Source organism: Leptospira koniambonensis (assembly GCF_004769555.1).
GTDB lineage: Bacteria > Spirochaetota > Leptospiria > Leptospirales > Leptospiraceae > Leptospira_B > Leptospira_B koniambonensis.
Window position 1 is genome coordinate 843100 of the sequence record NZ_RQFY01000004.1, and the last position, 24279, is coordinate 867378.

24 protein-coding genes are annotated in these 24279 nt (G+C 38.3%); 13 read left to right on the forward strand and 11 right to left on the reverse strand.

What is annotated here, in order from left to right; genetic code table 11:
• The first annotated feature begins 6 nt into the window (after window positions 1-6).
• The 3 genes from aroC (at window position 7) to EHQ52_RS08005 (ending at window position 3266) form a co-directional block, all read left to right on the forward strand.
• Window positions 7-1152: a chorismate synthase gene (gene aroC / locus EHQ52_RS07995; RefSeq protein WP_135614674.1), complete on the forward strand. Its 1146-nt coding sequence runs from the start codon at window positions 7-9 to the stop codon at window positions 1150-1152.
• A gap of 145 nt (window positions 1153-1297) precedes the next feature.
• Window positions 1298-2752: an NADH-quinone oxidoreductase subunit G gene (locus EHQ52_RS08000; protein ID WP_135614675.1), complete on the forward strand. Its 1455-nt coding sequence runs from the start codon at window positions 1298-1300 to the stop codon at window positions 2750-2752.
• Window positions 2739-3266, forward strand: coding sequence for a NuoI/complex I 23 kDa subunit family protein (locus EHQ52_RS08005; protein WP_086447664.1), 528 nt, complete (start codon window positions 2739-2741; stop codon window positions 3264-3266). The genes EHQ52_RS08000 and EHQ52_RS08005 overlap by 14 nt, the downstream gene beginning before the upstream one ends.
• Window positions 3267-3327: 61 nt before the next feature.
• On the opposite strand, the gene EHQ52_RS08010 is transcribed toward EHQ52_RS08005, so the two are convergent.
• On the reverse strand, window positions 3328-3627 hold the full coding sequence (locus EHQ52_RS08010; protein ID WP_135614676.1) for a DUF433 domain-containing protein: 300 nt from the start codon (window positions 3625-3627) through the stop codon (window positions 3328-3330).
• Window positions 3628-3979: 352 nt separating this feature from the next.
• On the opposite strand from EHQ52_RS08010, the gene EHQ52_RS08015 reads away from it, so the two are divergent.
• From EHQ52_RS08015 to rsx, 4 genes are all read left to right on the forward strand, one after another.
• The gene (locus tag EHQ52_RS08015; protein WP_135614677.1) at window positions 3980-4381 is read left to right on the forward strand and encodes a hypothetical protein; all 402 of its coding nucleotides are present in this window, start codon (window positions 3980-3982) and stop codon (window positions 4379-4381) included.
• Window positions 4382-4700: 319 nt separating this feature from the next.
• Complete coding sequence (locus EHQ52_RS08020; RefSeq protein WP_135615687.1) at window positions 4701-6389, forward strand: RICIN domain-containing protein; 1689 nt, start codon at window positions 4701-4703, stop codon at window positions 6387-6389.
• A gap of 142 nt (window positions 6390-6531) precedes the next feature.
• Entirely contained in the window at window positions 6532-7062 is a 531-nt protein-coding gene (locus EHQ52_RS08025) for an RNA polymerase sigma factor (protein WP_135614678.1), read from the forward strand.
• A 1-nt stretch (window position 7063) separates the two neighbouring features.
• The gene (rsx, locus tag EHQ52_RS08030; RefSeq protein ID WP_135614679.1) at window positions 7064-8425 is read left to right on the forward strand and encodes an LIMLP_03685 family anti-sigma factor; all 1362 of its coding nucleotides are present in this window, start codon (window positions 7064-7066) and stop codon (window positions 8423-8425) included.
• 29 nt (window positions 8426-8454) lie between these two features.
• Here the strand turns inward: rsx and EHQ52_RS08035 are convergent, their stop codons facing one another.
• Window positions 8455-9144, reverse strand: coding sequence for a YwaF family protein (locus EHQ52_RS08035; RefSeq protein ID WP_135614680.1), 690 nt, complete (start codon window positions 9142-9144; stop codon window positions 8455-8457).
• A gap of 45 nt (window positions 9145-9189) precedes the next feature.
• Window positions 9190-10014: an acyl-CoA thioesterase gene (locus tag EHQ52_RS08040; RefSeq protein ID WP_135614681.1), complete on the reverse strand. Its 825-nt coding sequence runs from the start codon at window positions 10012-10014 to the stop codon at window positions 9190-9192.
• Window positions 10015-10114: 100 nt separating this feature from the next.
• On the opposite strand from EHQ52_RS08040, the gene EHQ52_RS08045 reads away from it, so the two are divergent.
• Complete coding sequence (locus EHQ52_RS08045; RefSeq protein WP_135614682.1) at window positions 10115-10711, forward strand: TetR/AcrR family transcriptional regulator; 597 nt, start codon at window positions 10115-10117, stop codon at window positions 10709-10711.
• A gap of 20 nt (window positions 10712-10731) precedes the next feature.
• Here EHQ52_RS08045 and EHQ52_RS08050 read toward each other — a convergent pair whose 3' ends face one another.
• The 5 genes from EHQ52_RS08050 to EHQ52_RS08070 form a co-directional block, all read right to left on the reverse strand.
• On the reverse strand, window positions 10732-11328 hold the full coding sequence (locus EHQ52_RS08050; protein ID WP_135614683.1) for a hypothetical protein: 597 nt from the start codon (window positions 11326-11328) through the stop codon (window positions 10732-10734).
• Window positions 11329-11405: 77 nt separating this feature from the next.
• Window positions 11406-12062 (reverse strand): SAP domain-containing protein, encoded by a 657-nt coding sequence (locus EHQ52_RS08055; RefSeq protein WP_135614684.1) that lies wholly within the window; start codon window positions 12060-12062, stop codon window positions 11406-11408.
• Window positions 12063-12077: 15 nt separating this feature from the next.
• Complete coding sequence (locus tag EHQ52_RS08060; protein WP_135614685.1) at window positions 12078-12647, reverse strand: DNA-3-methyladenine glycosylase I; 570 nt, start codon at window positions 12645-12647, stop codon at window positions 12078-12080.
• A 114-nt stretch (window positions 12648-12761) separates the two neighbouring features.
• A complete protein-coding gene (locus EHQ52_RS08065; RefSeq protein ID WP_135614686.1) occupies window positions 12762-13511 on the reverse strand; it encodes a glucose 1-dehydrogenase in 750 nt (249 codons plus the stop codon).
• A gap of 47 nt (window positions 13512-13558) precedes the next feature.
• Window positions 13559-13993: a MarR family winged helix-turn-helix transcriptional regulator gene (locus tag EHQ52_RS08070; RefSeq protein WP_135614687.1), complete on the reverse strand. Its 435-nt coding sequence runs from the start codon at window positions 13991-13993 to the stop codon at window positions 13559-13561.
• Window positions 13994-14200: 207 nt separating this feature from the next.
• Between EHQ52_RS08070 and EHQ52_RS08075 the strand changes: the two genes are divergently transcribed.
• Window positions 14201-14704, forward strand: a complete 504-nt coding sequence (locus EHQ52_RS08075; protein ID WP_135614688.1) for a hypothetical protein — start codon at window positions 14201-14203, stop codon at window positions 14702-14704.
• Here the strand turns inward: EHQ52_RS08075 and lsa26 are convergent.
• Entirely contained in the window at window positions 14694-15485 is a 792-nt protein-coding gene (lsa26, locus tag EHQ52_RS08080; protein ID WP_135614689.1) for a surface adhesion protein Lsa26, read from the reverse strand. The two genes, EHQ52_RS08075 and lsa26, sit on opposite strands and share 11 nt — an antisense overlap.
• Before the next feature lie 638 nt (window positions 15486-16123).
• On the opposite strand from lsa26, the gene EHQ52_RS08085 reads away from it, so the two are divergent.
• The 3 genes from EHQ52_RS08085 to EHQ52_RS08095 all read left to right on the forward strand — a co-directional run bounded on the left by EHQ52_RS08085 (window position 16124) and on the right by EHQ52_RS08095 (window position 19898).
• Entirely contained in the window at window positions 16124-17638 is a 1515-nt protein-coding gene (locus tag EHQ52_RS08085) for a choice-of-anchor D domain-containing protein (protein ID WP_135614690.1), read from the forward strand.
• Window positions 17639-17647: 9 nt separating this feature from the next.
• A complete protein-coding gene (locus EHQ52_RS08090; protein ID WP_135614691.1) occupies window positions 17648-19552 on the forward strand; it encodes a S8 family serine peptidase in 1905 nt (634 codons plus the stop codon).
• Between the two features lie 106 nt (window positions 19553-19658).
• A complete protein-coding gene (locus EHQ52_RS08095) occupies window positions 19659-19898 on the forward strand; it encodes a hypothetical protein (protein WP_244244822.1) in 240 nt (79 codons plus the stop codon).
• Window positions 19899-19936: 38 nt separating this feature from the next.
• On the opposite strand, the gene EHQ52_RS08100 is transcribed toward EHQ52_RS08095, so the two are convergent.
• Together EHQ52_RS08100 and EHQ52_RS08105 are read right to left on the reverse strand one after the other, a co-directional pair.
• Entirely contained in the window at window positions 19937-20968 is a 1032-nt protein-coding gene (locus EHQ52_RS08100; protein ID WP_135614693.1) for an alpha/beta hydrolase, read from the reverse strand.
• Window positions 20949-22385 (reverse strand): flavin-containing monooxygenase, encoded by a 1437-nt coding sequence (locus EHQ52_RS08105; RefSeq protein ID WP_135614694.1) that lies wholly within the window; start codon window positions 22383-22385, stop codon window positions 20949-20951. The genes EHQ52_RS08100 and EHQ52_RS08105 overlap by 20 nt, the downstream gene beginning before the upstream one ends.
• A 119-nt stretch (window positions 22386-22504) precedes the next feature.
• On the opposite strand from EHQ52_RS08105, the gene EHQ52_RS08110 reads away from it, so the two are divergent.
• Window positions 22505-24208 carry a GMC family oxidoreductase gene (locus tag EHQ52_RS08110; RefSeq protein ID WP_135614695.1) on the forward strand — a complete coding sequence of 568 codons (1704 nt, stop codon included), beginning with the start codon at window positions 22505-22507 and terminating at the stop codon, window positions 24206-24208.
• Window positions 24209-24279 lie beyond the last annotated feature (71 nt).

The window sequence follows — 24279 nt, forward strand, 5'->3', positions numbered from 1 at the left end:
TACTGTATGCCTTCCAGTTGGGGTAAAATATTCAAAGTTAGTACGTTCGGAGAATCTCATGGCGAGGCCGTGGGAGTTGTTGTTGAAGGAGTTCCTGCAGGAATTCCGATCCGATTGGATGAGATCCAAAAGGATTTAAACAGAAGAAGACCCGGACAAAGTAAACTCACCACTCCTAGGGATGAATCGGACACTGTTCGAGTTCTCTCCGGAGTATTTGAGGGAAAGACGATCGGAAGTCCGATCGCATTGATCGTAAACAATCAGAACACGATCTCGAAAGATTACGAAAATCTAAGGGAAACTTTCCGTCCTTCTCACGCAGATTATACTTACCAAACCAAGTACGGATTTCGTGCTCACGTAGGAGGAGGAAGATCTTCCGTTCGTGAAACAATTGCAAGAGTAGCTGCGGGTGCAATTGCAAGAATGATCCTAGAAGATGATCTTGGAATCAAAACAGTCGCTTGGGTAGATACAATCGGCACCATCACTTCTGAAATTGCAGAAAGTAAATATCCGGGGACCAGAGAAGAAGTAGATGTAAATGAGGTCCGTTGTCCTGATCCTCAGGCTGCAGATAAAATGCGTTCTCTCATTCTTGAAATGAAAGAAGCTGGAGACAGTGTGGGTGGAATTATCCGCTCTGCTTCTTATAATCTTCCTCCAGGTCTTGGAGATCCAGTGTACGATAAACTGGATGGTGACATAGCAAAAGCAATTCTATCCATTCCTGCTTGTAAAGGATTCGAAGTTGGTTCTGGATTTTCTGGAACTCTTCTAACTGGAAGTACTCATAACGACGAGTTTTATGTAGAAGAAGGAACCGGAAGAGTCCGCACTCGCACAAATAATTCCGGAGGACTCCAAGGTGGGATCTCCAACGGAGAAACTTTGGTGGTTCGAGCAGCATTTAAACCTACTTCTACCATTTTCAAAAAACAAAATACTGTAAATATCGACGGAAAAGAAACCACATTGGAAGCGAAAGGCAGGCATGATCCATGCGTTCTGCCTAGAGCAGTTCCGATCGTGGAAGCAGCGATAAACCTGGTTCTAGTGGATGCCTATCTTTACCAAAGGGCGATGAATCCTCAGTGGTACCAGAAATGGGCCAAAGTTCCGGATTATTACAAGGATCTAAAACTCTGAATTTGTCTCTCAGTCTGCTAAGCGGACTTTGAGAACCTGAGACAGGCTCTCACATCTTTACTTCTAGAAACGGGTTGCCAACTTAGAATAGTACGTTTCAAATGAAATTTGGCGCCCTGGTTTGTTTAGAAAAACGGAGGTTCGAGTGGTCAAGATAAAGATAGACGGGATCGAATACGAGGTCGACGAGAAAAAAAATCTAATATCCGCAGCTAAAGATGCCGGAGTGGATATTCCGTTTTTCTGTTATCATCCTAAATTGTCTGTCGTGGGCATGTGCCGTATGTGCCTCATCGAGATAGAAGGGATTCCCCGTTTACAAGTTGCCTGCAATACTAAAGTTACTGAAGGACTTTCGATCGTCACTAAGAGTGATAGAGTTATAGAAGCAAGAGAAGGGACGATGGAGTTCCTGCTTGCGAACCACCCATTAGATTGTCCTGTTTGCGATAAGGCTGGAGAATGCCAGCTTCAGGATAATTCTTTCGGTTCAGGAAAAGGAAATTCCAGATTCACATTAGAAAAAAGGAATATTCCTCAGGAAGAGATCGGTTCCAACCTGATCATCAACCATAATCGTTGTATCGTATGTTATCGTTGTGTTCGTTTCGAAGAAGAAATGGTGGGAGAATCCAACCTTGGACTCTTTGAAAGAGGATATCATTCCATTATAGGTCTCGCAAAAGAAGAACCTATCAATCATAACTACCAAGGTGCGCTTGCAGATATCTGTCCAGTTGGTGCATTATTAAATCATAAAACATTATTCAAGTCCAGGGTTTGGTGGTATAAATCAGAAGAGTCTGTTTGTCCGGGATGTAGCACAGGTTGTAAAACTTATACAAACGTAAGAGACAACAAAATGTTCCGCTATATGCCTCGTGTAGATGAGGAGAAGGAGCAGTATTTCCTTTGTGATAAAGGAAGATTCAATGTTGATTGGTTGAATACGAATAGACTTTTCTCCTTCTATAAAAATGGAGAAACAAGTGTAAGCACTACTGTTCTGGATGAAATTTCTGAAAAAATTTCTAGATCCAAAAAGATCGCAGTGATCGGTGGAGCTCACGAGTCGGATCAAAACTTAAAATCGATAAAAGAATCTTTATCCAAGCTTGGAGTTGCTTTCGTAACGGAAGCAAGAGTAAGTTCAGAACAATACAAAGAACCTGAACAAGTGGATTTCCAATATACCACTGACAAAAGACCGAACACTAAAGGTGCTATAGACGCAGGATTTGTTTCTGCGGAAGGGATCGATTCCATTCGTTCTGCAGCAGCAAAAGGTGAATTTGATCTGATCTTTGTAATTAAAGAAAAGGTTTCTGAAATCTTGGCTGGTGTTCCTTCTGAATCTATTATAGTCTTAGAAACGAACCTTACGGAAGATGCGACTAAAGCTAAATATTCCGTACCGATCAAAGCTTATTCAGAACAAAGCGGAAGTTTCACGAATAAAAAAGGATGGATCCAGAACTTTAATAAATCTATGGAAGCACCAAAAGGTTTATCGGGCTCTGCGGAAATCTTCTCCTTATTAGAAAAGAAAACCTTAGAATTACGTTCTAACTCTAGAGAGGCAGCCGTTGGGAACCGTTAATGTAATTAATGTAGCGGCAAAACATAAGCCCGCTTGGTACCAAAGATTATATTCCTATTCGATCGCGAATGGTCTTTGGATCACTCTTAAACATTTTATCAAAGCAGCTTTTCTAAAAGGCGCAGTCACATTAGAATTCCCCGAAAAGAAAAGAAAGTTTTCTACTCGTTTCCGTGGAATGCATACTATGAAGCGGGATGAGATTGGCAGAGAAAGATGTACCAGCTGTTTCTGTTGTATGTGGATCTGTCCTGCGGACGCGATCAAGATAGAAGCAGGACATGTAACTCCTGAAATTCAACATCTTCATCCAGAAGATAAGTTTGCTAAGAAGTTTGAGATAGATCTATTACGTTGTATATTCTGTGGAATGTGCGAAGAGGCATGTCCTAAAGGTGCGATCTATTTGGATGGGCCTGCAGAGATGGCCGCGGACAATAGAGAAGATCTAATTCTTACTAAAGAAAGAATGATGCAAAAAGTTGGAGGGCCGATCTTAGGAGAAAGGCTATAATCCTCCGAAATTTCACTTTTCATAGCCCGCTTCGCGGGCTTCAAAAGCCAACCTCAGATTTTTAAGAAACTCTCCGGTTAGCTTCTCTGAGTTCCGAAGCAAATTCTCTCGGAAGTTCTCGATTCGCTTTATCTAATATCGGAGAATGTAATCTTTTAGAAGCATATTCCAAACAAGCTTCGATATCCAAAACCTTAATATTTGGATATTCATTCAGGATTTCACGGTATCCGAATCCTAGAAAAATCATATCTAATATTTCTAAAACTCGGATCGAGGTTCCCCGGATGACTGGTTTACCTCCGCAGATGGAAGGATGAGAGATAATACGGTCTAGTGTTTTTTTTGTATCTGTTTCCATTCTAATTATACAACAAAGCCCCAAACCAAATTTTGAATCTTAAATTCTGAAGTCTGAAATTTTTCCTAGGAAAGAAATAATCCCTAAGATTTAGGGAATGAACAGCTTGCTGAAAAAATCTAGAAGTAATAAAGAGAATAAAAAATGTATAAAAGTAATTAAAATACTCTTAGAATAGAAAATTCAGCACAAATCGAGCTAAGTCAATCCTTAGAAAAAGAATTCGATTCGAAGCAGGGCCGCTTCGCAGATCATATTCTATTCTTAACACTTTTTGAGTGTTCAAAATATGGAAAACGGCTCCATCGAATCAATATATGTTAAAATAGGTGATGTCTTCCGATATTGCCGGATGGAGAAAGGTCTCTCTTTAAAGGAACTTGCCGACGCTCTTAAAAAAGAATATGGAGTACCGTTCAATCCCAACCTTTTAGGAAAAATAGAAAGGGGAGAATCCAGATTACTTACTCACGATTTTATCAATCTTTGTTTGTTCTTTCGTTTGGAGCTAAAAGCTTTCTTAGACAAAGATAAGAAGAATATTCACGAAACTGCTCTAGGTGATCTAACGGAAGATCCTGCAATTCGTAGAATCTTGATCTTCATTAGCGAGAACAGAGCTTCTAAAGGATTTGTTACCTTCTTAGAGGAGTTCCTAAAATTTATGGGACCACAATTAATCCGAATGAGTAAAGATACAGATCCTAAAAATTTAAAAGCTGCTTCTCCAAAGAAGAAGGGCCGCAAGCCTTAATCATCCCTTTAGTAATTCATTTCTTCTTCTTTATAAAATATAGAACAAACTTTACTCGTTGAATTCGAACGAACCTTCGAAATAAAAATTTTATTTATTTCAGAAATTATATTATCTCGATTCGAAAATAAGTGAGAATTAAGAGGCTTATATTACCCTGTCGTTTAAATACATAAAACCTCCAAATCAAAACTATAGAGGGATCATAATGAAGAGAATCATCATCCGGGGTGTATATACTCTGGTTATCATAGGACTTCTCGGTGGGTCATTCGTGGCTTGTAACGATAAGTCTTCGTCAAACGGAGCTGAAGTAGGAATTCTTTCTAGTCTTCTTCCTTCTAAAAGCGGAAATGGATCTAAGTTATTTGCAGCTAGCACTTATTTTCATAACGAGATTTTTCCACCACATTGGTTGAATTGGACCACTGATGGTGCGAACCCAATTGAAACTGGACCTACTTTCTTAACTCGCGGTTTGAAGTGTAGTGGTCGTTATTGCGATGATGTAAATCTTCTCGCAAGCGAATCCGGATACACTCAAACTAATAGCTGGTGGACAGATTGGTTTTCTGAAGAAGGAACCAACTATCGTGTTTGCGATAATAATGCATTCGTAACCGGTATTAAATGTTCGGGAAGTTATTGTGATAACGTTTCATTAAAATGTTCTCAATTAAACAATAATGGTGTAAGAACAGGATGTTATTGGACTTCCGGTATTTCTGAAGAAGACGGCGGAAAATTCGTAGCTCCTGAATCTATGTATATTGCTGGTGCAAGCTGTAATGGTCGTTATTGCGATAACATGAGCTTATATCTTTGCCAAGCTGATAACGGCGGACCAAACGTTGATCAAGATGCACTTGCTCAACAATTTGCACCTCGTTTGAGATTCGATCAAGAGACTACTACAGGTTCCGGAGATTCTGGAAAATGTTTTACTAGCGACCCTCAAACTTATTACACTCAAAGAGCTGCTGGAGTTGCTCCACAAGATCTTTGTAATAAAGATTATTCTACGATTTCAAATAACCAAGTTCCTATTTTTTATGAGACTTCTCTAGTTGGAACGAATGCAGTTCTTATTAGATACTGGTTCTTCTACGCTTGGCAAAGTACTTGTTTCTTAAGTTTCGGAAGCCACGCCGCTGACTGGGAAGGGATGAGCGTCCTAGTAGTAAACGGACAAATGAAACGAGTTGCTTGGTCTCAACACTCCGGATGGTATTCCAAGGAAGCTGGTAACTTTGAAGTTGCAAATGGTACTCACCCAGTTGCATACGTTGGTAAAAACGCACATGGGTCTTTCCATGACAGTGGTGGATCCGGCGGATGTTTATATTTCGAAGATTTCAGAAATCCAGGCGGCAATGATTATCACCAAGACACTTGGAATAATCTAGTTCGATTGAGAAGAGGTGGAGATGCTCCTAGTTGGATGAATTGCCAAGGAAGCGGATGTTTCGATGGAATTGGTCACCCAATGGAAAGAGGAGACTGGCGTTCCAACGCAGGTTGCGGATCTGACGGTTGTGGTAAATCTTCCGTAGGAGGAAGCATTCCTTTCGTAAACGATCCTATAGGTTTGGAATATTCAGCGATCTCTGCTAAACATAGCGGCAAGGTATTAGATGTCTCCGGTGTAAGCACTAGCGACAATGTTAATATTTGGCAATGGACGAATGTTGGCCAAGACAATCAAAAATGGGCACTTGAGTCTACAGGTGACGGATACTTTAGATTTATCGCAAAACATAGCGGCAAATGTATGAATGTGAAGGGTGGATCTACTGCAGCAGGAATGAATGTAATTCAATATTCTTGCGGCGGAGGAAACAATGAAAGATTCCAATTACTCTCTTACGGAGATGGATTCTTTGCTCTCCAAGCAAAACATAGCAGCCAATGTTTGGATATTGCAGGCGGTGCGACTGGAGACGGAGGTCTCTTGATCCAATGGCCTTGTGCTTGGACTGATAACGAAAAGTTCCAGTTCTTACGCTAAAATACGGGGCGGGAAAAACCGCCACGTCATACGAAAAGGTAAGGCTCTCGATTTTCGGGGGCCTTATTTTTTCTGCTTCCGCAGAATCGGAATATCCCAAAAATTAGCAGAAATCCTTTTTTTCGGCCCGATTGAACTAAAAATGCAAGGTCTTTCCCAACAGGAATTCATCAATCTATACGAGTCTTGCAAGAATACAGTGTATCATTTCCTGCTCAAACTTTCAGGAAATCCCGAAATTGCCGAAGATTTGACTCAAGAGACATTCTTAAAAGCCTTCGAGGTCATGGATCGCTTTGACCCAGATAGGGGAAGCTTCTCCTCTTGGTCTTGCACGATCGCTAAAAATCTTTATTTTAAATATTTCAATCGTACAAAGAAGGAAACGGGGAACGTCTCAATTAATGTAGAGAATTTTCCCGAACTTTCAGGGGGAAATCATGAAGATCCTCTTGAATTAGAAAAAAATTCTCTTAATTTAGCGTTAAAAGATGGGGTCTCCCGTCTTCCTGAGCCTGAAAAGAGTATAATATTACTGAAGGAAATTCAAAAGAAAACTCTTAAGGAGACTGCGGATGCTCTCGGGATATCTGAGAGGACCGTTAGTCGTCGTTTGCTTAGCGCGTTCAGATTATTAAGAACGCATCTCGAAGCGGAAGGGATCGGACTATAAGATGGCATTACATACCCAACAGTCAAATAGTTTCGAAGACCTGCTAGAGTTATATCTTTCCGGCGAGTTAGATGCAGCCGGGAAGAAACAACTATTGGAGATTGTATTAAAGGATCCGGAAAGAGCGGCCGAATACCGAAAAATTACTCAAATACAATCTCAGCTTAGAACATCCAGTGCTTCCCTCGAATTAAAAAACCTTTCTCCTCAGACCTCATCTAAAAAAATCCTTCCTTTCCCTAAACCTGCTGTTTATCTCGCTACCGCGGCTTTAGTATTTGCATCTTTTGGAATATATTTCTATCGAAATTCTTCGATCAAAAAGGGAGAAGCCACTTTAGACAAGTTCACTTATTCTTATGGTGATTGTTCTATCGAAGGTAAAACTTCTCAAGCTGGCGAAGATGTTTCCGGTAAAAGGATCGTATCCGGAAAATCTTCCGTATGTGATGTTCAGCTAGAAGGAGAAAAGAGCGTAGCTGTTAGAGCACTGCCTAATACAGACTTCACTGCTGAACGTAAAGAAAACGCAATCCATGTTTCTCTTGGATACGGCACCATCCTTTTGGATAGCCAAGGTCCTAAAGATTCTGAGAATATCTCCATAGGCTCTGATGATTTCAGATTGATATTAGAAGGAACTAAGGTCGCGGTCAATAAAGGACGGACTGATTCTTCTCTTTCTGTAAAAGTATTAGAGGGAAAAGTCAGATTAGAATCTGGAGATGCTATCTTCTTTGAGTCTGTCTCTAGTTGGTTAACTAAGGAAGAGATTGCTCTACTCGCAAAAGAATATCCAATATTATTTGATAAACAACAATTAACGATAGAATCAGGACAACAACTTGCATGGAAAGGATTCTCTCCTGCGAGAATGAAAGGTCTTAAAAAGATCGAAGATTCTATCAAGGCTAGTAAAAAGTCCCAGCCTAGTGCTCAGCTTGACGAGACTTTGATAAAAAGCCTAAAACCTCATGTGGATTCACTACCTAAAGATCCGTTCTTAATCTCTCCTAAAGAACTCAAAAATTCCCTCAAAAAAATACTCCCTGACGAAAAAGCCGATCTAGAAAGAAAGTTCGCGAGTATGGTCCGCTTCCCTCCAAAAGATCTGAAAGAAAGAGAACAACTGATGGAATTGGTGAAGAAGGTGGATAAAGCATCCATTACGGATATTTTAAATGGCAAAGGTCCGGGCGGTGTAACTCAAGCAATCTCTCAAGAAGTTCGTATTCTTTATCTGAAAGATGGGTCTATGGAAAGAGGGATTATCTATCAACAAGATAGCTTCTACGTAGTATTAAGACCTGATGGTAACCTGATCATCCCTGTAGATGCTGTAGAAAGAATAGAATCGGAGTAATCTACACTCGCGTTGCTTATCAAATCTGCTTAATCTGGATTCGCTACATTCTTCTTCCAGAATGGAAGATATAAGATAGTAAATACGATCACTCCTAAGGCCTGCATCCAAAGGATATAAATAGGCCAAGGACCTAAATAATCCATCAAAGAACCTGCAGCAGATTTTTCCCTCATATATCCATAGTTTGTTTCTAATGCAAAATCTATAATTAAAGCAACAACTACATAAATCTGGCTATAAAGGACTGATCTAAGTACTGCTCCCTTTCTGGGAGTTAACTCCAGGCCGAATACAACATAAAGAGCAGAAATCACCAATCCGGAATGTGCGATGAAAAATATAAAAAAGTAAATATGAGGAAAAGTAACGGAAAGATCCGGAGTGATGACTCCTTGCATAGAACCAGCAATTACCCAAAAATAAGAAAGTTCTGCAAGTGTTCTATTCCGAGTAAATAGTGCCAGTGAAGTTACTATCGCTGACCAATTACAAAATTCCATAGGCAGGTCATAACGTATCTGCCAATATCCTGAATTAATTCTATATATTACATAAACGAAATAGTTTAAAAGAAGAATGGCGCCTAAAATGTATCCGATTGTATTTTTGGTTTTAAGAGAAGCAAATTTTCTGCCGAAGTATGGAAGGCAGAATCCGAGAAATGCAGTAAGAAAAAGTATAATAAAATGGAGAGGGCTCCAATGTTCGAATCTCATCGAAGCTACCCTCTCCTTACGTTAGTGAAATTTCAAATCATAAATTCAATCAAAGAGAGACTTATTTTTTACACTGAAGATCATTTTCATTTCTTCTTCGGTGAATTGATGAGGTCTTTTTCTTTTTAGATCCATAAAGAGCCCATGTACTATCGAAGTAAGGATCAATTTTTTGGTCTTTTTAGAGAAAACATCATGACGAAATGCCAATCGATTCTTCTCAGCTTTTTGATAAACGGTAACGACTACAAAATCATCTGGAAAACCCATTGTATCAAAATAATTCAACTCCGCTTTGTAGACTACTGGGCCGATCCCTTTTGCCTGTAATGAATGTAGATCCAAGCCACATTGGTAAGAAGAACGGATCCTTGCATCATCCAAATAATATTGGATTGTTTCTAGATTTACTTTACCTTCTGGATCCATCTCTGCCCAACCTACGCTGATAGGATGATAGAACGCATAAGGATAATCTTCTTCGGAATAGAAGACTTCTTCCGTATCATCAAAAAGGCTTAAAACAAATTTTGCCTTACATACTAATACAGAATCGGAAGCTCGAAAGATTTCTTGCATAATCTCTGTGGATTCTGGATCGGAGTGAAGAATGTCTGTAGTAACGATTGCATCTTCTGGATATTTTAGCTCTGCTTTGTATTCTATCTCGCATTGGCGGACTACTAAGCGGTCTGAACTTAGGATTGTTTCTCCTTCTTCTTTTAAAAGTTGGAAGGTTTTAATCCTAGCTTCTTCAAAATAACTTTGGTAGGTTCCGTTGTTTACATGCCCGTTAACATCTATATCAGATTTACGGACAGGAACGGTGAAGGATGTGATAATCTTATCCGTTTTTTCCATGAGCCTCATAAAAAGCCTCCGGTAGACAGAGTGGTCTACTTGATTAATTCCAGAATAAATTGTGGTAGACAGATCAGTCTACCACAATTATAATCAAAGCTGAAAAAAGATGAGAATCCAAAAGGACTTAATTCGGTCGGAAGACCCTGCAAAGGACAGGATCTTAAAAGCGGCTTTCAAATTATTTTATTCAAAGGGTTATCCCAATACAGGAATAAACGAAATTTTAGAAGAGGCCGGAGCCTTTAAGAAGAGTTTATATACCCATTTTCCTTCCAAAAAGGATCTAGGTAAGGCATACCTTTTGGAACAAGAAGAAGCTATATTAGGTTTTGTTAAAAGGATCGCGAAGAGGGAAAAAAAATATTCAGACTTTATCAAATCATGGATGAAGATGTTGAGAAGAGGACTGAAAAATACTTATATCTATGGCTGCCCTTACGCAAATTTATCCAATCAAACACATGATGAACCTGAGATCTCAGATTTTGTAAAGGTTGCTTTGAACCGCTGGGTAAATGATTTTGAATTTTGTCTGAAAGATATTATTTGGAGTTTTAAAAAGGCAAAAACTGAATCTGAGCTGAAAGAAATTTCAGAAAGTATTCTTTTTTATTACCAAGGCGCCTTACAGCTATATGGAATGTCAGGAGATTTCAAACATATTCATCGCTTGGAAAAATCACTTTTATCTTTAGACAAATAATATTATATTTTTAAAATATATCAGTCCCAAATTGAATTAGCACATTCTACCAAATCGCCGGCAAAATAATGAGGGAAAGAGTAAGCTAATTTTCCAGTGATTGGATTTAGATCTCTGTAAGAAACCGAATCTATTCTTAAAGTGTCCGATTCATCTCTATAAATTTTGAATTTCAAATGAAGTTTGAACTTATTTTTTCCATATTTGAAACTTGTATTGTCTTTGCATGATTTAAAACAACTATCGAATACCTCTTCAGCGTTTCGGTTGGCACGGAGAGTAAGTGATTGCTCTTTACAATTGAAGGAACATTCGTCTGGATCAGAAGGTTCGTACGGAAATTCTATGAGTACTTCTTTGTTTCCTTCGGTCTTATATGATCCATGGATTACCGGTACTAATTCGCCTGGTCTTCTGCTCCTCATTATTGCACTGGATTGAGGATCCAGGATTAATTCCAAACCGCTGATCTCTAAATATAGTTTAGAATCTATTTTGGGAAAATTTTTTTCCCAGTTTAAACATACAGTTTTATTTGCCGGCTGAGCTCCTAAGAAAAAAGGAATACCGAATAAAAAACAAAATAGAATGGAGAATAAGAATAACTTAACTTTCATCTGGTTGGAAGATTATTTTATAATGAGTTAGGATAGTCTACCAGCAGAAAAATCTGGTTTTCATTACAGATTTAGCATTACTCATTACCCTTAGCTTCCAGCTTTTGGATCTCCTTTGCAAATTCTTCCAAAAGAGAAGGGTCAAATTTTTTACTGCCAGGTCGGTCCCGAACCTTCCCCCATAAAAAAGCAGCTATATTCAGTTTATTTTTAAGTGGAGAAGTTTTTGGACTTGAATGAAAGTCTTTAACGAAACGATTCCATCTTAGAACGCGATCATCCGGGCGCTCTTCCTTGGGAGGATTTTCATACACCTTCAGAAGGTCTTGGACAGAGAGTTTTAGATTTCCGATCTTCTCCGCATCTCGAACTGCTTCAGCCATTGCCTTGGTAAAACTGAATTTTTTGAGATCATAATATGATCTGCAGAATTCCCTGAATTTAGAATCAAATCGAATTCCTTCCGGAATAATTTTAGATTTGAGGGTGATCTCTTTTTCACTTTTGGTTTTTTTTCGAATGGATACTAGGTTTTTAGAAGAAGTTTCCTTTTTTAGGAACTTCTCTCTGCCTAGTGTAATATATGATCTTAATCTTTCTTCTAGATCTGCTTTGGGACCTTTAGACGAGATGTTTAAACTTGTACAGATATCTTGTAGCTCTTCTCTATACCAATAATGGGATTCGAATTCTGGGATCGTTTTGATTTTTTCGAAAGGAGGACGAGATTTCATTTTTATATAATAGATCTATTTTTTCTTTTTAAAATTCCAAGCGGGCTTTGACTTTAATGCCTTTTTATAAATGGGACAGCCTGGTCCATGGGCACCTTCTAAGTATCCGGTGCTCATTAAAAATTCATTCACTATCTCTCCTCCCACAAACACGAAAGTTTTTTTAAATAGTTTAGTCCACTCTTCCAATGACTTGGGATGATTAGAGTGTAACCAATCTTGAAAACTTCCAAATTCTTTCTGGAGACCAACAATCACATTAGCATTATGAATAGCAGCATTTATCTTAAGTCGGTTACGTATAATCCCTGCATCGTTCATAAGCCGATCAAAATCTTTTTCTGAAAACTTCGAGATCTTTTTAATAGAAAAATTTTTGTAAGCCTTGCGGAAGTTTTCCTTCTTTCTTAAGATCGTAGTCCAGGAAAGGCCAGCTTGATTGATCTCTAAGATAAACCTGCCGAATAATTCATCGTCCGACTTTAAGGTAAAACCATACTCTGTATCGTGATAGGTTTTGTTTTCAGGATCTTTACCCTTTTCGAGAGAAAGGACGTAATGACAATATTTTGTAAGAGAATTCATAAAATAAGAAGAAGATAATCCTAAGAATTAGGTCGCTTCTTACTAATGAACAGGCAAGAAATTTTTTGAATTCTCCTCTTACCTGTTCATAAAACTATAAAATGAGTATTCAGTCTAAAAACCGATCAACATTCCTCCATCCACTCTAAGAGTTGCTCCAGTAATCCAATCAGCTTCCTCTGAGGAAAGAAATGCAACTGCAGAGGCAACTGCTTCTTCTGGGTTTCTTTTGATCTTTAAAGGAATAGAATCCAAAATAGATTTTCTAATTTCTTCCGGAACATGTTCAGCAAATCGGTTATTTATAAAACCAGAAGCTACACAATTCACGGTGATATTTCTGGAAGCAAGTTCTCTGGCTGCAGATTTTGTAAGAGCAAATAGTCCAGCTTTTGCAGAAGAATAATTTGCCTGTCCTGCATTTCCATAAAATCCAGAAACGGATCCAATGTTCACGATCCTACCTGAACTTTTCTTTAACATAAACTTGGCAGCAGTTTGTATACCAAAGAAGGAAGCTTTCAAATTTACTGAGTGTACCTTCTCCCATTTTTCCTCAGACATTCTTAGTAGAAGATCATCTTGAACTACCCCAGCATTATTGATCCAAATATCCAAGGCTCCAGTTTTCTCAATTGCAAACTCTGCTAATTCCTTATTTTGATTTTTCGAAGTCACATCGCAAGTTTTCCAGAAGACTCGTTGTGGATTGTATTTTGCCAATTCTTCAGCTGTTTCCTTACAATTGGAATCTTCTAGATCTGAAAGAATAATATTGGAACCTCTTTCTAAAAACATCTTCGCGATCGTTTTACCAATTCCTCTGGCTGATCCTGTAATTACCGCAGTTTTACCTTCTAACATAATCGTTCTCCTATCTATTTCGATGTCGAAATATTTGTCCAAAAAATTTAGATCATAAGATCGAAATTCGAATGGATCTTAGTTAAAATTCGCATAAATTCTTCCTTTTCTCCCTGCTCTAAATTTTGGCTGAGTTTTGCAAGTGTTGCCTTGGATGCTTTTTGTACTTTTTCTAAGGTCTGCTTTCCCTTCTCCGTTAATTCTGCTGATGTTACTCTTTCGTCCTCATAAGGTTTAGATCTTTTAGTATAGCCGAATTCTTCCATTTTATCTAAAAGAGCGGTTACTGTAGAATTGGTTCTATCCAATAATTTTGCCAATTCACTCATCGTAAGCGGGCCTTCTTTACCCAAAATGAAAAGTACTCCTCCGTGAGCCGGGACCAGATCCTGGATTCCTTGTTTTAGGAATTCTTCGGATAAATGTTTTTGGATCCGATCCCTGGTCCTGGACAATAAGTGAATTACATACTCTGGCTTCATTTATTTAGACATCGAAATAATTACAAAGTTTTGTCAAGTATAAAAAATGGGAGGGATTTCTAACCATTTAGGGTCAAACTTTCTATATAATTTGGGTTATAATTTAGTCTCCTTAGAATTTTAGAAATTTATTTCCAATCTGATTTTCTTTCAAAATTCTGAAAAAAACTCTGACCCTTTATGTTAAAATTATTAGTATAATAAGATATGAGACTTTCGTTCAGACATTTCGTTTATTCTCTACTGTTCTTACTCTCTTTTATAATGAGTTCGAATTGTGAGGGTGATCTGTACGAAATCCAAGATCCTTCTTTGGGAATGGTAAAAGACGCCGCCTATTATGTAGAGGCTCACAAGTTAGAAGAAACTCGGAATTTGAGAATTTTTGCTGAACCTTCTGACCATAATGTATACGCTCATTTTAATCTGAAAGGTTCTCCTGAACTTTTTTTGAAACAAGGTTGGAAGAAAGGGAATCAAGTTGATGAGAGTTTTTGGAAAGAAGAACTTGTTTGGGACATTCTTCATTTCGGATTAGAAGCTCCGGTCGAATTAACGGATGCTAAGGTCTACATTAGAGAGGATTTATCTGTAAACTTTTCAGGTAATATAGAGGTACTTGTTCTAACTGGAAATGGCAGCGAAGGCTACTTAATTTGCAGACAATTCACTTCTGACTCTAAATCTTATTTAAGTAATTTTAGTTTTTAGGCCTTTCCTGGGCGCCTGCAGGTTCTCTGAAATTGATCTCGAAAATATCGTAATGTGATTCTCTGACACCGGTTACGAAAGCCACAGAGACGCCTAGATAATATTTTCCCGTATATTTCATAGCCTTCCAGGCGAATTCCGCCATTTCTTCGGAAGTGATCGAGAATGGATGTATTCTTCCCCTAGACTCATCCATATAAAGACCTTCATAGGTCCCTAAGACAGTTCCCTTGTATTCTAAACTTACTATCCTTCCCATTACAGAGAAGTTTCTTTTTCCACCTGTTTTATTAGTCGCCATCTTTTCGATAGGATGAGAAGTATCATGGGCTTGGACCCAAACTGTAATCCTTCCGCTTGGATCTTTTACAGGAGTACTATGAGGTATTATATTTTCTTGATATTGTGCGTTGACTACTTCAATGCTGCTCGAAAGTGAGATAGGTTGGATCCTATGGATATTAAATTGGATCAATATCGTTTGGTTCAGATTTTTCATCAGAAAATTTACTACGTCTGCGTTTTCGGGACGAACGCTAACATTCGCCTTCTTACGCATTGGCATATAACATTCGTCTCTGGTCTCGTCACATTCTTCCGCTGGATCGAAAGTCAGGACTTCTATCACACCTTCATAGGATTCGTATACAATTCCCCGGCTCTCGAATTGGGTCAGTTTGGCGACTGTCCAGCCTTCAGAATAGGTTCCCAAGGCAAACACCGGGGTCTGGGATAATAGAAGTGAAATATAGAGGAAGACTGAATATTTTCTGAAGGTCATAAATCTCTATTGGACGAGGTTTTTGGGCTCTTACTACCTATCGGCATCTCGTATTCTTAGGTCTAAGTATTTTCCCCGTATACGCCGATCCAAAGCAAAATATCGAAATTTTTTCTTTCCAAATTATCACAATCTGGTTTCAAAACTGACTTTATTTACGGTTTTCAGGAGAAGTTTTTACGGCTGTGAATGGATATTCCTCCCTGTCGAATGGCTTAAGGTTGCTGATTCTGTAAATTTTTTAAGAAGATAGGAACTAATGTTGTTAAATCTTTGTAAATGGTCCGTTTCGAAAATTTTAGAAAAAATATCTAACGTACAAAGGTTGATATAGAAAATCTAAGAAAAAATAAACTGCTCAAAAAGTAAAAATAGTTTTAAATGAAAATAGCTACGTAATGCGCCTCTTATTTTACTAAGAGCCATAATCAGTCCGATTTTTCTCTTATAAGTTCCTTTTTTCGCAATTTTTTAGAATTATTCTATCAATTCTTCCTAATTCAAAGATCGTATTTTTCTGGACGTACTTTTCCTATCCTCCGGCAATAGAAATTGAAGAAAAGTTGTCTCTAATTGTTAATAATATCATATCTTAGATTGGGTTCCTCTAGGAATTCCAACATATTAAGGATCACAGATTGAGCTCAGGTTATAATCGTTTTATTTCTATTTTATGTGTTTTGGTGGGAATCTTTCCTCAATTGAATTGTGACGGAGGGGGCGGTGGAATGAAATTATTTCCATTTTCCGCTTCTTCTTCCAGTATCAAGGGTCTACATATTTCCGATTCGGAAGGTAATAGGTATTCTTCTGGATCTACACTTTCTTTAGGTTCAGTTTTGATCAGTTCCTCTTCTTCGAATACCTTGAACATTGAGAACGATGGAAATTTTACTGTTAGTCTAACTGGAAATCCGGATGTAGTTTCCAAAAGTGGGGTCCATTCTTCGCAGTATACAATAGACTCCCAGCCTGCGAGTGCGAGCCTGGCGGATGGGGATTCCAGTTCTTTCCAAATCACTTTTCAACCTAACTCTGCTGGTGTAAAATCTGCTTACTTAATTATCAATTCGGATGATCCGAATATTGGTACTTATATTCTTCATTTGAAAGGAACAGGAACAGAAGCTCCTGCTCCTTCTATCCAAGTTTCGGAAGGTAACTTTAATTTTATTCCGAGTGCACAGACAAATTTTTATACTCCTTCTGCTGGAACTTCTTCCAAAACGATTAAGATTAAAAATATCGGAGTCCAAGATTTAGTAATTTCTAATATTTCATTAAGTGGTGCGGATGCAGGTTTGTTTAGCGAGAATGGTTCAGGTGTTACGATCTCTCCTAAAAAAACTTATACTTTTACGGTTTCGTTTAGTCCGCTTTCCGTTTCTACATTTTCTGCTTCGATCTCAATCGATAGTAATGATCCAAATATTGCAAGTTATGCTATCGGGCTTTCTGGAGTTGGAACTTCTGGAAATGTTCCTCAAATTTCAGTAACGTATACGGATAATAATAGTATCTCCAGAGATATTACAAGCGGAGCCGGATTCTCTTATTCTTTCGGGAGTATTTTTCCTAATAAAATATCTTCCAGTAAAACAGTTACAATTCGTAATTTAGGAAGTTCTAATTTAGATCTTTCAGGTTCTCCTGTTACCTTAAGTGGAGCTGATCCGGGACAATTTACTGTAACTCAGCCTTCTGTTACGAGTCTTGCTCCGAACACATCTACTACCTTCTTGGTTAAATTTGCACCCACGACCGTTGGATCTAAATCTGCTACTGTTAATTTAAATACAAGTAATGGTAAAGGTGGGAATGCTTCTAGTTCTGTTCTGAATGTTTCTGGAGCAGGAGGAAGAAGGGATATCATTGTAACCTGGGCACATTCTAAAGAGCATGCTGTGCATATTGCATCAGGTAAATACAGAGTTTGTTATAAAAAAGGTTCAGACTTTAGTTTAGAAGCAGAGGCTACCTGTGATCCGGACGTGATGTATGCAGGAGATCCTTATACTTCTAATTATAAAACAATTACAGTAGATTCTGCTGGGACCTGGTATATCCGAGTGAAATCTTTTTCTCAATTTAATGCAACTGGTTCAGTATTTTCCAAAGCGATCCAGGCAAAAGTAAGTTCACCTGGGTATTAAGGAATTATCATGAAAAATAAAATATTAGTTTTTTTAGCGGTTTTCTTTCTCGCATCAATCGGTTATTTATTTGCAGAGGAAGATGATTCGATCCAAATCTTTTCTAAATTATTAAAGCCGCTTTCTGGCATCAGTAATAAGGATAATGTAAAAAAGGATGAGAAAAAACCATTTAGATCCTCTCAACTAATTGTAAAATTTAGAGAGAAGGCAGGAGATTCGGTTAAATCTTATGCAGTCGATACTTTCCAAGGAAAAGTTGTAAACAATTTAGACGAGAGTGGGATATCTCAGGTAGAACTTAGAGAAGGCCAATCTGTAGAAGAAGCAATATCAGAATATTCTTCTCATCCTGATATAGAATATGTTCAACCAAACTATATCTATCATGCGAGTGTTGCTCCTACAGATACTCTTTATTCTCAATTATGGGGATTGAACAATACAGGCCAGACGATTGCTACTGCAACTTACGCTACGAATAATCCAGGAACGAGCACCAACGATATGAGAATGGAAAACGCGTGGGCTATCACGACTGATTGTTCTAATACTATCGTAGCGGTTGTTGATTCTGGAGTGAATTATAATCACCAAGATTTAAATGCAAATATGTGGAGCTCCAATTCTTGCGTTTCCGAGAAAGGAGAATCTCTGGGAACTTGCACAAACGGTTGGGACTATGTAGATAAGGATTCGAATCCTATGGATTTGAATGGTCATGGCACTCATGTGGCAGGTACAATTGGAGCAGAAGCTGATGGAACAGGTACTGTAGGAGTTTGCTGGGTAGCAAAAATTATGGCGGTCCGAGTTTTGGATCAATCTGGTTCTGGAGATACAGCTACCATTATTAAAGGAATTAATTTTGCAGTAAAGAACGGAGCGAAGATTTTAAATTTGAGCCTGGGTGGTCCTAGCTACGATTCAGCAATGCGCTCCGCAATGGCTAACGCTGGCCAAAAATACGATGCGTTGTTTGTGGTTGCAGCCGGAAATGAAAGCAGAGATTTGAGCATTAAGAATTCGTATCCTTGCGAATATGGTGACTCAAATATTCTTTGTGTAGCTGCATTAGATCAGAAATTCCAATTAGCTAGTTTTTCAAACTATGATACTTCTAAGAAGAATGTGGATATCGGTGCTCCTGGTACAAATATCAGAAGTTCATGGGCAGGCTTAGAAGCTACATCTAATTTGCCATTTACAAGTTGGTTTACTAGCGGTGGAAGCGGAACCAATTGGACTGCAACTACTTGTTTCTCTATTCCAGTTTTATTATTATCGAATAGTTGTACTTTTGCATTCACCGGAGCTGGCTCCGGCTATTATGCATATTCCTATTCGCAAGCAGACGTAGCCTTTCCGATCAGTACGGCCGCAGATGCAGCGACAGCTGTAATGAGTCTATATTTAGATACAGAAGCAGGTTATGACGGTATCAATATTTATGCGAATGGGAATTCTTCTCTATACTATAATTCGCATATTATTACTACTCTTTCCGGCGAGACGAATGGGGCGCTAATTTCGAATTTAGAAATTCCGGTGCCTAAATGTGTAGGATCAGCGAATTGTTACATCGGGCTTGAATTCATTGCCGATCAAACTGTGAATCGTGCTGGGGTTGCTTTTACTGCATTCAGCATACATACATTAGATGTAGGAACAATCAATCAGTACAATACTATAAACGGGACATCTATGGCTACTCCTCACGTAACTGGAGTAGCTGCTTTATTAAGATCTTATAATCCTAAGTTCACTTATAAAGATACGATTACTGCGATTTTAGCAGGTGGAACTACAGTAAGTAATTTACAGTCCAGTACAAAATCTGGTAAAGCTGCGAATGCAGATGGAGCGATGCGCAATTTAGAAGCTCCTGCTGACTTAAGTGTAGATGTTCCTTAGATCTTTTTTTAAAAAGCTATCGATCTTGGTTTTTATATCGATAGCTTCGTTTTCAACATTCGCACAAGGACTTCCTAAAAACCCTACTGTTGAAAAAGGTAAATATGTGAAGCCGGGCCGAATTGTTCCAAACGAATATATTTTTAAACTAGCCTCTGGAACTAACTCAGAAAGGATCAAAGAATTAGCTCCAAATTCTACCATTCTAAATATTGAATTGATTATGGAAGATACGTATAAGGTGACTTATAGATCTGATCCTGGTTTGGACATTCTTAAATCAGCGTCTTCCAAATCTGGTTTTGTAGAATCAGTTCAACACAATTTGGTTTACAGAGCTTTTTGAAGAAGTCACCTCGCAAGTTACTTTATAGAAAACGAATATTATTTTCCAGAGAACCCTGTTTGTATCCATTTTGCAATTTGGTCCAAAGCATTTTTGGCTTCAGGAACACTTCTGCCTAAATTAAAAAACCCATGGATCAAAGTTTCATAGGTTTTGATCTCCAGTTTTACTTTTGCTTTTTGAAGAAGGTCCGCGTATGCAAGTCCTTCGTCCTGTAGCGGATCAAACCCCGCGATCAAAATGTAAGTCTTAGGTGTATGGGAAAAATTCATTTGTTGGAAGGGTGTGACTCTCGGATCTTTCCAATCTTTTGAATTAGGCACACTATGATATTTAAAATAACGAAGTAGATCTCGAGTGAGAGCATAACCGTTTGCATATTCTTCTACACTCTTTCTTTCTTGGATTAGATCGATCCAAGGATAGATGAGTATTTGGAATTGAGGAAGAGTAAGTTTTTCTTTTTTAGCTCGAGTAGAAATGGAGATCGCTAAATTTCCACCTGCAGAGTCCCCAGCAACAGCAATCCTTTTTGGATCAATACCAATTGATTTTCCATTTTCTTTGATCCATTTATATGCAGAATATGCATCTTCCCAAGAAGAAGGATAAGTATGTTCAGGTCCCAATCTATAATCAACTGCGAGTATTGCTCTACCTGAAACTTTTGCTAAATATCTTAGAGGCAAATCATGAGATTCTAAATCTCCGATTACGAATCCTCCCCCGTGAAAATAAAGTAAACAAGGTTCTAAGTCTTTAGTTACATTAGAAGAATATAATCTAACTTTGATCCTCGGGCCTGTTCCTGGAATGGAAAAATTTTCGACTCTGGGAATATCTTCTTTATCCAGATCGAAAGAGGCCATTATCTTTTTAACAAGTTCTCTCGCTTTAGGTGGAGGAAGATTTTCAGGTTTCGGCTTTATTCTAGCGAGAACTAACGCTGCACGGATCCTTTGGTCTAAGATCCTACCTCTTTTGATATCTTTTCCAAAAATCCTGAGAATCGGATCCGGTAAGGAAAGTAAACCTCTTGCAGCTAAGGTTTCAAACTTTTGCCAGAGCATTCTTTTTCCTTGGTTCTGATTTTCCGTTAGAAGAACTTTGTTTTCCAGTTTGTTTATATTTTGCTTTGGATGGAACAGGTAATGTTTGTAGACTTTTAGAAGCTCTTTTCTTCCCAGCTTTTAATTCCTTCTGCATATAATATAAAAAGTCTTCGTAGTCCACTTGCATTGTATGTCTTGCAGAAGTTACATATCTCTTCTTCATTTTCTTTTCGTAATCTTGGATCTGGGTTTGCATTTCTGGAATTGTAGGCAGACTATAATTTCCAGTTAGATATTCAGCTAACCATTTTCCTTGGAATTCTGCAAGAGGCATGATTGCACCTAAAGGTTGGTACAATCCTACAAAGAATAAATTATTCAGATCCGGTTTGAAAGTTCTATGAAATAAAGGAAGATGATTTTCTGGCGCTGAGATAAACTCGGGTTTGAAGAATGGAAACTTCACATTATATCCAGTGCAATAGATGATCGCGTCGATTTCCTCTTCGGAGCCATCTGCAAACTTTACCTTGTTTCCATTATATTCTTGGATCACAGGTTTGTATTTGATATCACCTCTTCCAAGTCTGACTAAAATATCTTGAGAGATAGTTGGATGGGCTTCTCCTGGTTTGTGATCTGGTTTAGGAAGACCAAAGTCCTCCATCTTACCAACTCCGATCTTTAACATTGTTCCAAACAAAAGTTGTTTTAACCAGAAAGGTGTTCCAGGAGGAAGTAATTCAGTTTGTTTGTCTAAAGGTTTTCCAAAAAGATAATTTGGAATTACCCAAGCTCCTCTTCTGGAACTTAAGAAAACTTTTTTTGCAACTCCAGGGCGGCTTAACTCCACAGAAATATCCATGGCGCTGTTTCCCATACCGAGTACTACAACTCTTTTGCCAGCTAATTGGATTGGATGTTCAGGATCTACATAGTCGTGAGAATGTATTATCTTTCCATTAAATTTACCTGGAAAATCAGGTTCAGGCCAGCGTGGAGACCAATGGTGCCCATTAGCAACAATGACTGCATCGTAAAATATTTTTTCTCCCTTCTCGCTAGTAACTAAATAAGTTCCGTCGTCTTGGGGTTCAATTTTTGAAACGCCGTTCTTGAATTTCATATTTTTGCGAAGACCAAAATGCTCTACATAATCTACGAAATATTTTTGTATAGGTTCATGGTTTGGATAATCCGCATACCAATCAGGCATAGGATAATCCCTGTATTCCATTCTATCTCGATGAGTATTTATATGTAATGATTTATAAATATTACTTATACCGTTGTCGTTTTTAAATCTCCAGTTACCTCCTACATCGCTTCCTTTTTCGTAACAGTCGTAAGGGATTCCTTTGTCCTGCAATGATTTACAAACAGTGATTCCACTAGAGCCGGCGCCAATAACGCAGACTTTCGGCAACTCTTGCATATAGTTCTCCGATCTTTTTATGAGGTTGATAAAACGAATTAGTAGTAGAAGTTTTTCGAACGCATAGTCAAGTCCGAAAATGGATTGAGTTAATAAATCGATATGTTTAGGTCGGACGTATGAAGACAGAAGAGAAAACAAATGTTCATTTTGATTACGACTATATCGTAGTAGGTTCAGGCTTTGGCGGAAGTGTTTCCGCAATGAGATTAAGCCAAAAAGGGTATTCTGTCTTAGTAATCGAGTCCGGCAAACGATGGACTGCTAAAGAATTTCCTAAAACGAATTGGTCTGTTCACAAATATTTATGGATGCCTAGATTAGGTTTTTACGGGATCCAAAGATTGAATCTTTTAAAAGATTTTTTTCTAGTTAGTGGTGCAGGAGTGGGCGGAGGTTCTTTGGTATATGCAAACACACTTTACGTTCCTTCTGAAAAAACATTAAATCATCCTACATATAAAAAGATCGGTGGCAAAGATGGAATGCTTCCTTTTTATAAAGTTGCTTCCAGAATGTTGGGAGTTGTTCAAAATCCACACTTAGATAAATCGGATGCTATTTTAAAAGAGATCGCGCAAGAAATGGGAAGAGGAGAGACTTTCTCACCAACTCCTGTTGGAGTATTCTTCGGTGAAAAACAAGGACAAACAGTAAAAGATCCTTTTTTCTTGGGTGAAGGTCCTGAAAGAACTACATGCAATCTTTGCGGAGGTTGTATGGTAGGATGTCGTTTTAATTCTAAAAACACATTAGATAAAAATTATCTATTTTTTGCGGAGAAGTTAGGGACTAAAGTCCTTCCTGAAACAAAAGTAACTGATCTAGTACCATTAAATGAATATGGAGAACCAGATCCGAATGCAAGTGGAGAATTTGGTTATCAACTTTCTACTAGGTCTACGACTGGTTGGTTCGGCTCTCCCAAAAGAAAATTTAAAGCTAAATCTGTTGTACTTTCTGCTGCAGTGATGGGAACTGTAGGTTTACTTTTGCGTTCTAGGGAAGCAGGACATATGAGACGTCTTTCTAATCGTTTAGGAGATGATGTTCGTACGAATAGTGAAACAGTTTTGGGAGTTACTAAGTTCGGAAAGGACGTGGATTTTTCTAGAGGAGTTGCAATCACTTCTTCTATTCATCCTGATGAACACACTCATATAGAGCCGGTTCGTTATTCAAGGGGTTCTGATTTTTTCGGGGCTCTGGCGAGTGTTCTAACTGATGGCGGAGGTTTCTTTCCTAGACCTCTTAAATATTTTTTCACAATGTTCACTCAGCCAATTTACTTTTTGAAAGCATCTTGGCCTTTCGGGTTTGCTAAAAATTCTCTCATTCTTCTCGTCATGCAGACCTTGGACAATAAGGTAAAGTTGGTTAGAACAAGAAGAATGTCCTGGCCTTTCGAAAAGTCCATGACATCTGCTATTAGTTCAGGGGAGAAGGTACCTTCTTATATTCCAATCGCAAATCAAACAGCAAGAAAGGTCGCTAAGAAGATAGGAGGAATTCCTAGAAGTTCTTTAAATGATGTTCTTCTGAATGCTCCTATCACAGGTCATATCATGGGCGGTTGCGTGATGGGCTCGGACCCAGAAGAAGGTGTGATCGATTTTGAAAATAAGGTTTACGGTTATAAAAATCTAAGAGTTTGCGATAGCTCTATGATCCCTGTGAATCTTGGAGTAAACCCTTCCCTTTCTATAACTGCAATGACTGAAAGAGCAATGTCAATGATCCCTCCAAAAGAAAATAAGTCTGTATCTAATTTTGAATTCGAGAAACAATTTGGGATCACATCTGTGGTCTTTCCTAAAATCTGATCCGAAAACGATAGACCTAGACTTCATGAAAGAAAATTCTCTCCGTATCGGGTATCACCGATCCGGAGAAG

What these genes read in the sequence shown, in the direction of transcription:
- aroC (WP_135614674.1), top strand. Translation starts at nt 7, where the DNA reads ATGCCTTCCAGTTGGGGTAAAATATTCAAAGTTAGTACGTTCGGAGAA.
- EHQ52_RS08010 (WP_135614676.1), bottom strand. Translation starts at nt 3,627, where the DNA reads ATGGAAACAGATACAAAAAAAACACTAGACCGTATTATCTCTCATCCT.
- EHQ52_RS08015 (WP_135614677.1), top strand. Translation starts at nt 3,980, where the DNA reads ATGGAGAAAGGTCTCTCTTTAAAGGAACTTGCCGACGCTCTTAAAAAA.
- EHQ52_RS08025 (WP_135614678.1), top strand. Translation starts at nt 6,532, where the DNA reads ATGCAAGGTCTTTCCCAACAGGAATTCATCAATCTATACGAGTCTTGC.
- rsx (WP_135614679.1), top strand. Translation starts at nt 7,064, where the DNA reads ATGGCATTACATACCCAACAGTCAAATAGTTTCGAAGACCTGCTAGAG.
- EHQ52_RS08035 (WP_135614680.1), bottom strand. Translation starts at nt 9,144, where the DNA reads ATGAGATTCGAACATTGGAGCCCTCTCCATTTTATTATACTTTTTCTT.
- EHQ52_RS08040 (WP_135614681.1), bottom strand. Translation starts at nt 10,014, where the DNA reads ATGAGGCTCATGGAAAAAACGGATAAGATTATCACATCCTTCACCGTT.
- EHQ52_RS08045 (WP_135614682.1), top strand. Translation starts at nt 10,115, where the DNA reads ATGAGAATCCAAAAGGACTTAATTCGGTCGGAAGACCCTGCAAAGGAC.
- EHQ52_RS08050 (WP_135614683.1), bottom strand. Translation starts at nt 11,328, where the DNA reads ATGAAAGTTAAGTTATTCTTATTCTCCATTCTATTTTGTTTTTTATTC.
- EHQ52_RS08055 (WP_135614684.1), bottom strand. Translation starts at nt 12,062, where the DNA reads ATGAAATCTCGTCCTCCTTTCGAAAAAATCAAAACGATCCCAGAATTC.
- EHQ52_RS08060 (WP_135614685.1), bottom strand. Translation starts at nt 12,647, where the DNA reads ATGAATTCTCTTACAAAATATTGTCATTACGTCCTTTCTCTCGAAAAG.
- EHQ52_RS08065 (WP_135614686.1), bottom strand. Translation starts at nt 13,511, where the DNA reads ATGTTAGAAGGTAAAACTGCGGTAATTACAGGATCAGCCAGAGGAATT.
- EHQ52_RS08070 (WP_135614687.1), bottom strand. Translation starts at nt 13,993, where the DNA reads ATGAAGCCAGAGTATGTAATTCACTTATTGTCCAGGACCAGGGATCGG.
- EHQ52_RS08075 (WP_135614688.1), top strand. Translation starts at nt 14,201, where the DNA reads ATGAGACTTTCGTTCAGACATTTCGTTTATTCTCTACTGTTCTTACTC.
- lsa26 (WP_135614689.1), bottom strand. Translation starts at nt 15,485, where the DNA reads ATGACCTTCAGAAAATATTCAGTCTTCCTCTATATTTCACTTCTATTA.
- EHQ52_RS08090 (WP_135614691.1), top strand. Translation starts at nt 17,648, where the DNA reads ATGAAAAATAAAATATTAGTTTTTTTAGCGGTTTTCTTTCTCGCATCA.
- EHQ52_RS08100 (WP_135614693.1), bottom strand. Translation starts at nt 20,968, where the DNA reads ATGCTCTGGCAAAAGTTTGAAACCTTAGCTGCAAGAGGTTTACTTTCC.
- EHQ52_RS08105 (WP_135614694.1), bottom strand. Translation starts at nt 22,385, where the DNA reads ATGCAAGAGTTGCCGAAAGTCTGCGTTATTGGCGCCGGCTCTAGTGGA.
- EHQ52_RS08110 (WP_135614695.1), top strand. Translation starts at nt 22,505, where the DNA reads ATGAAGACAGAAGAGAAAACAAATGTTCATTTTGATTACGACTATATC.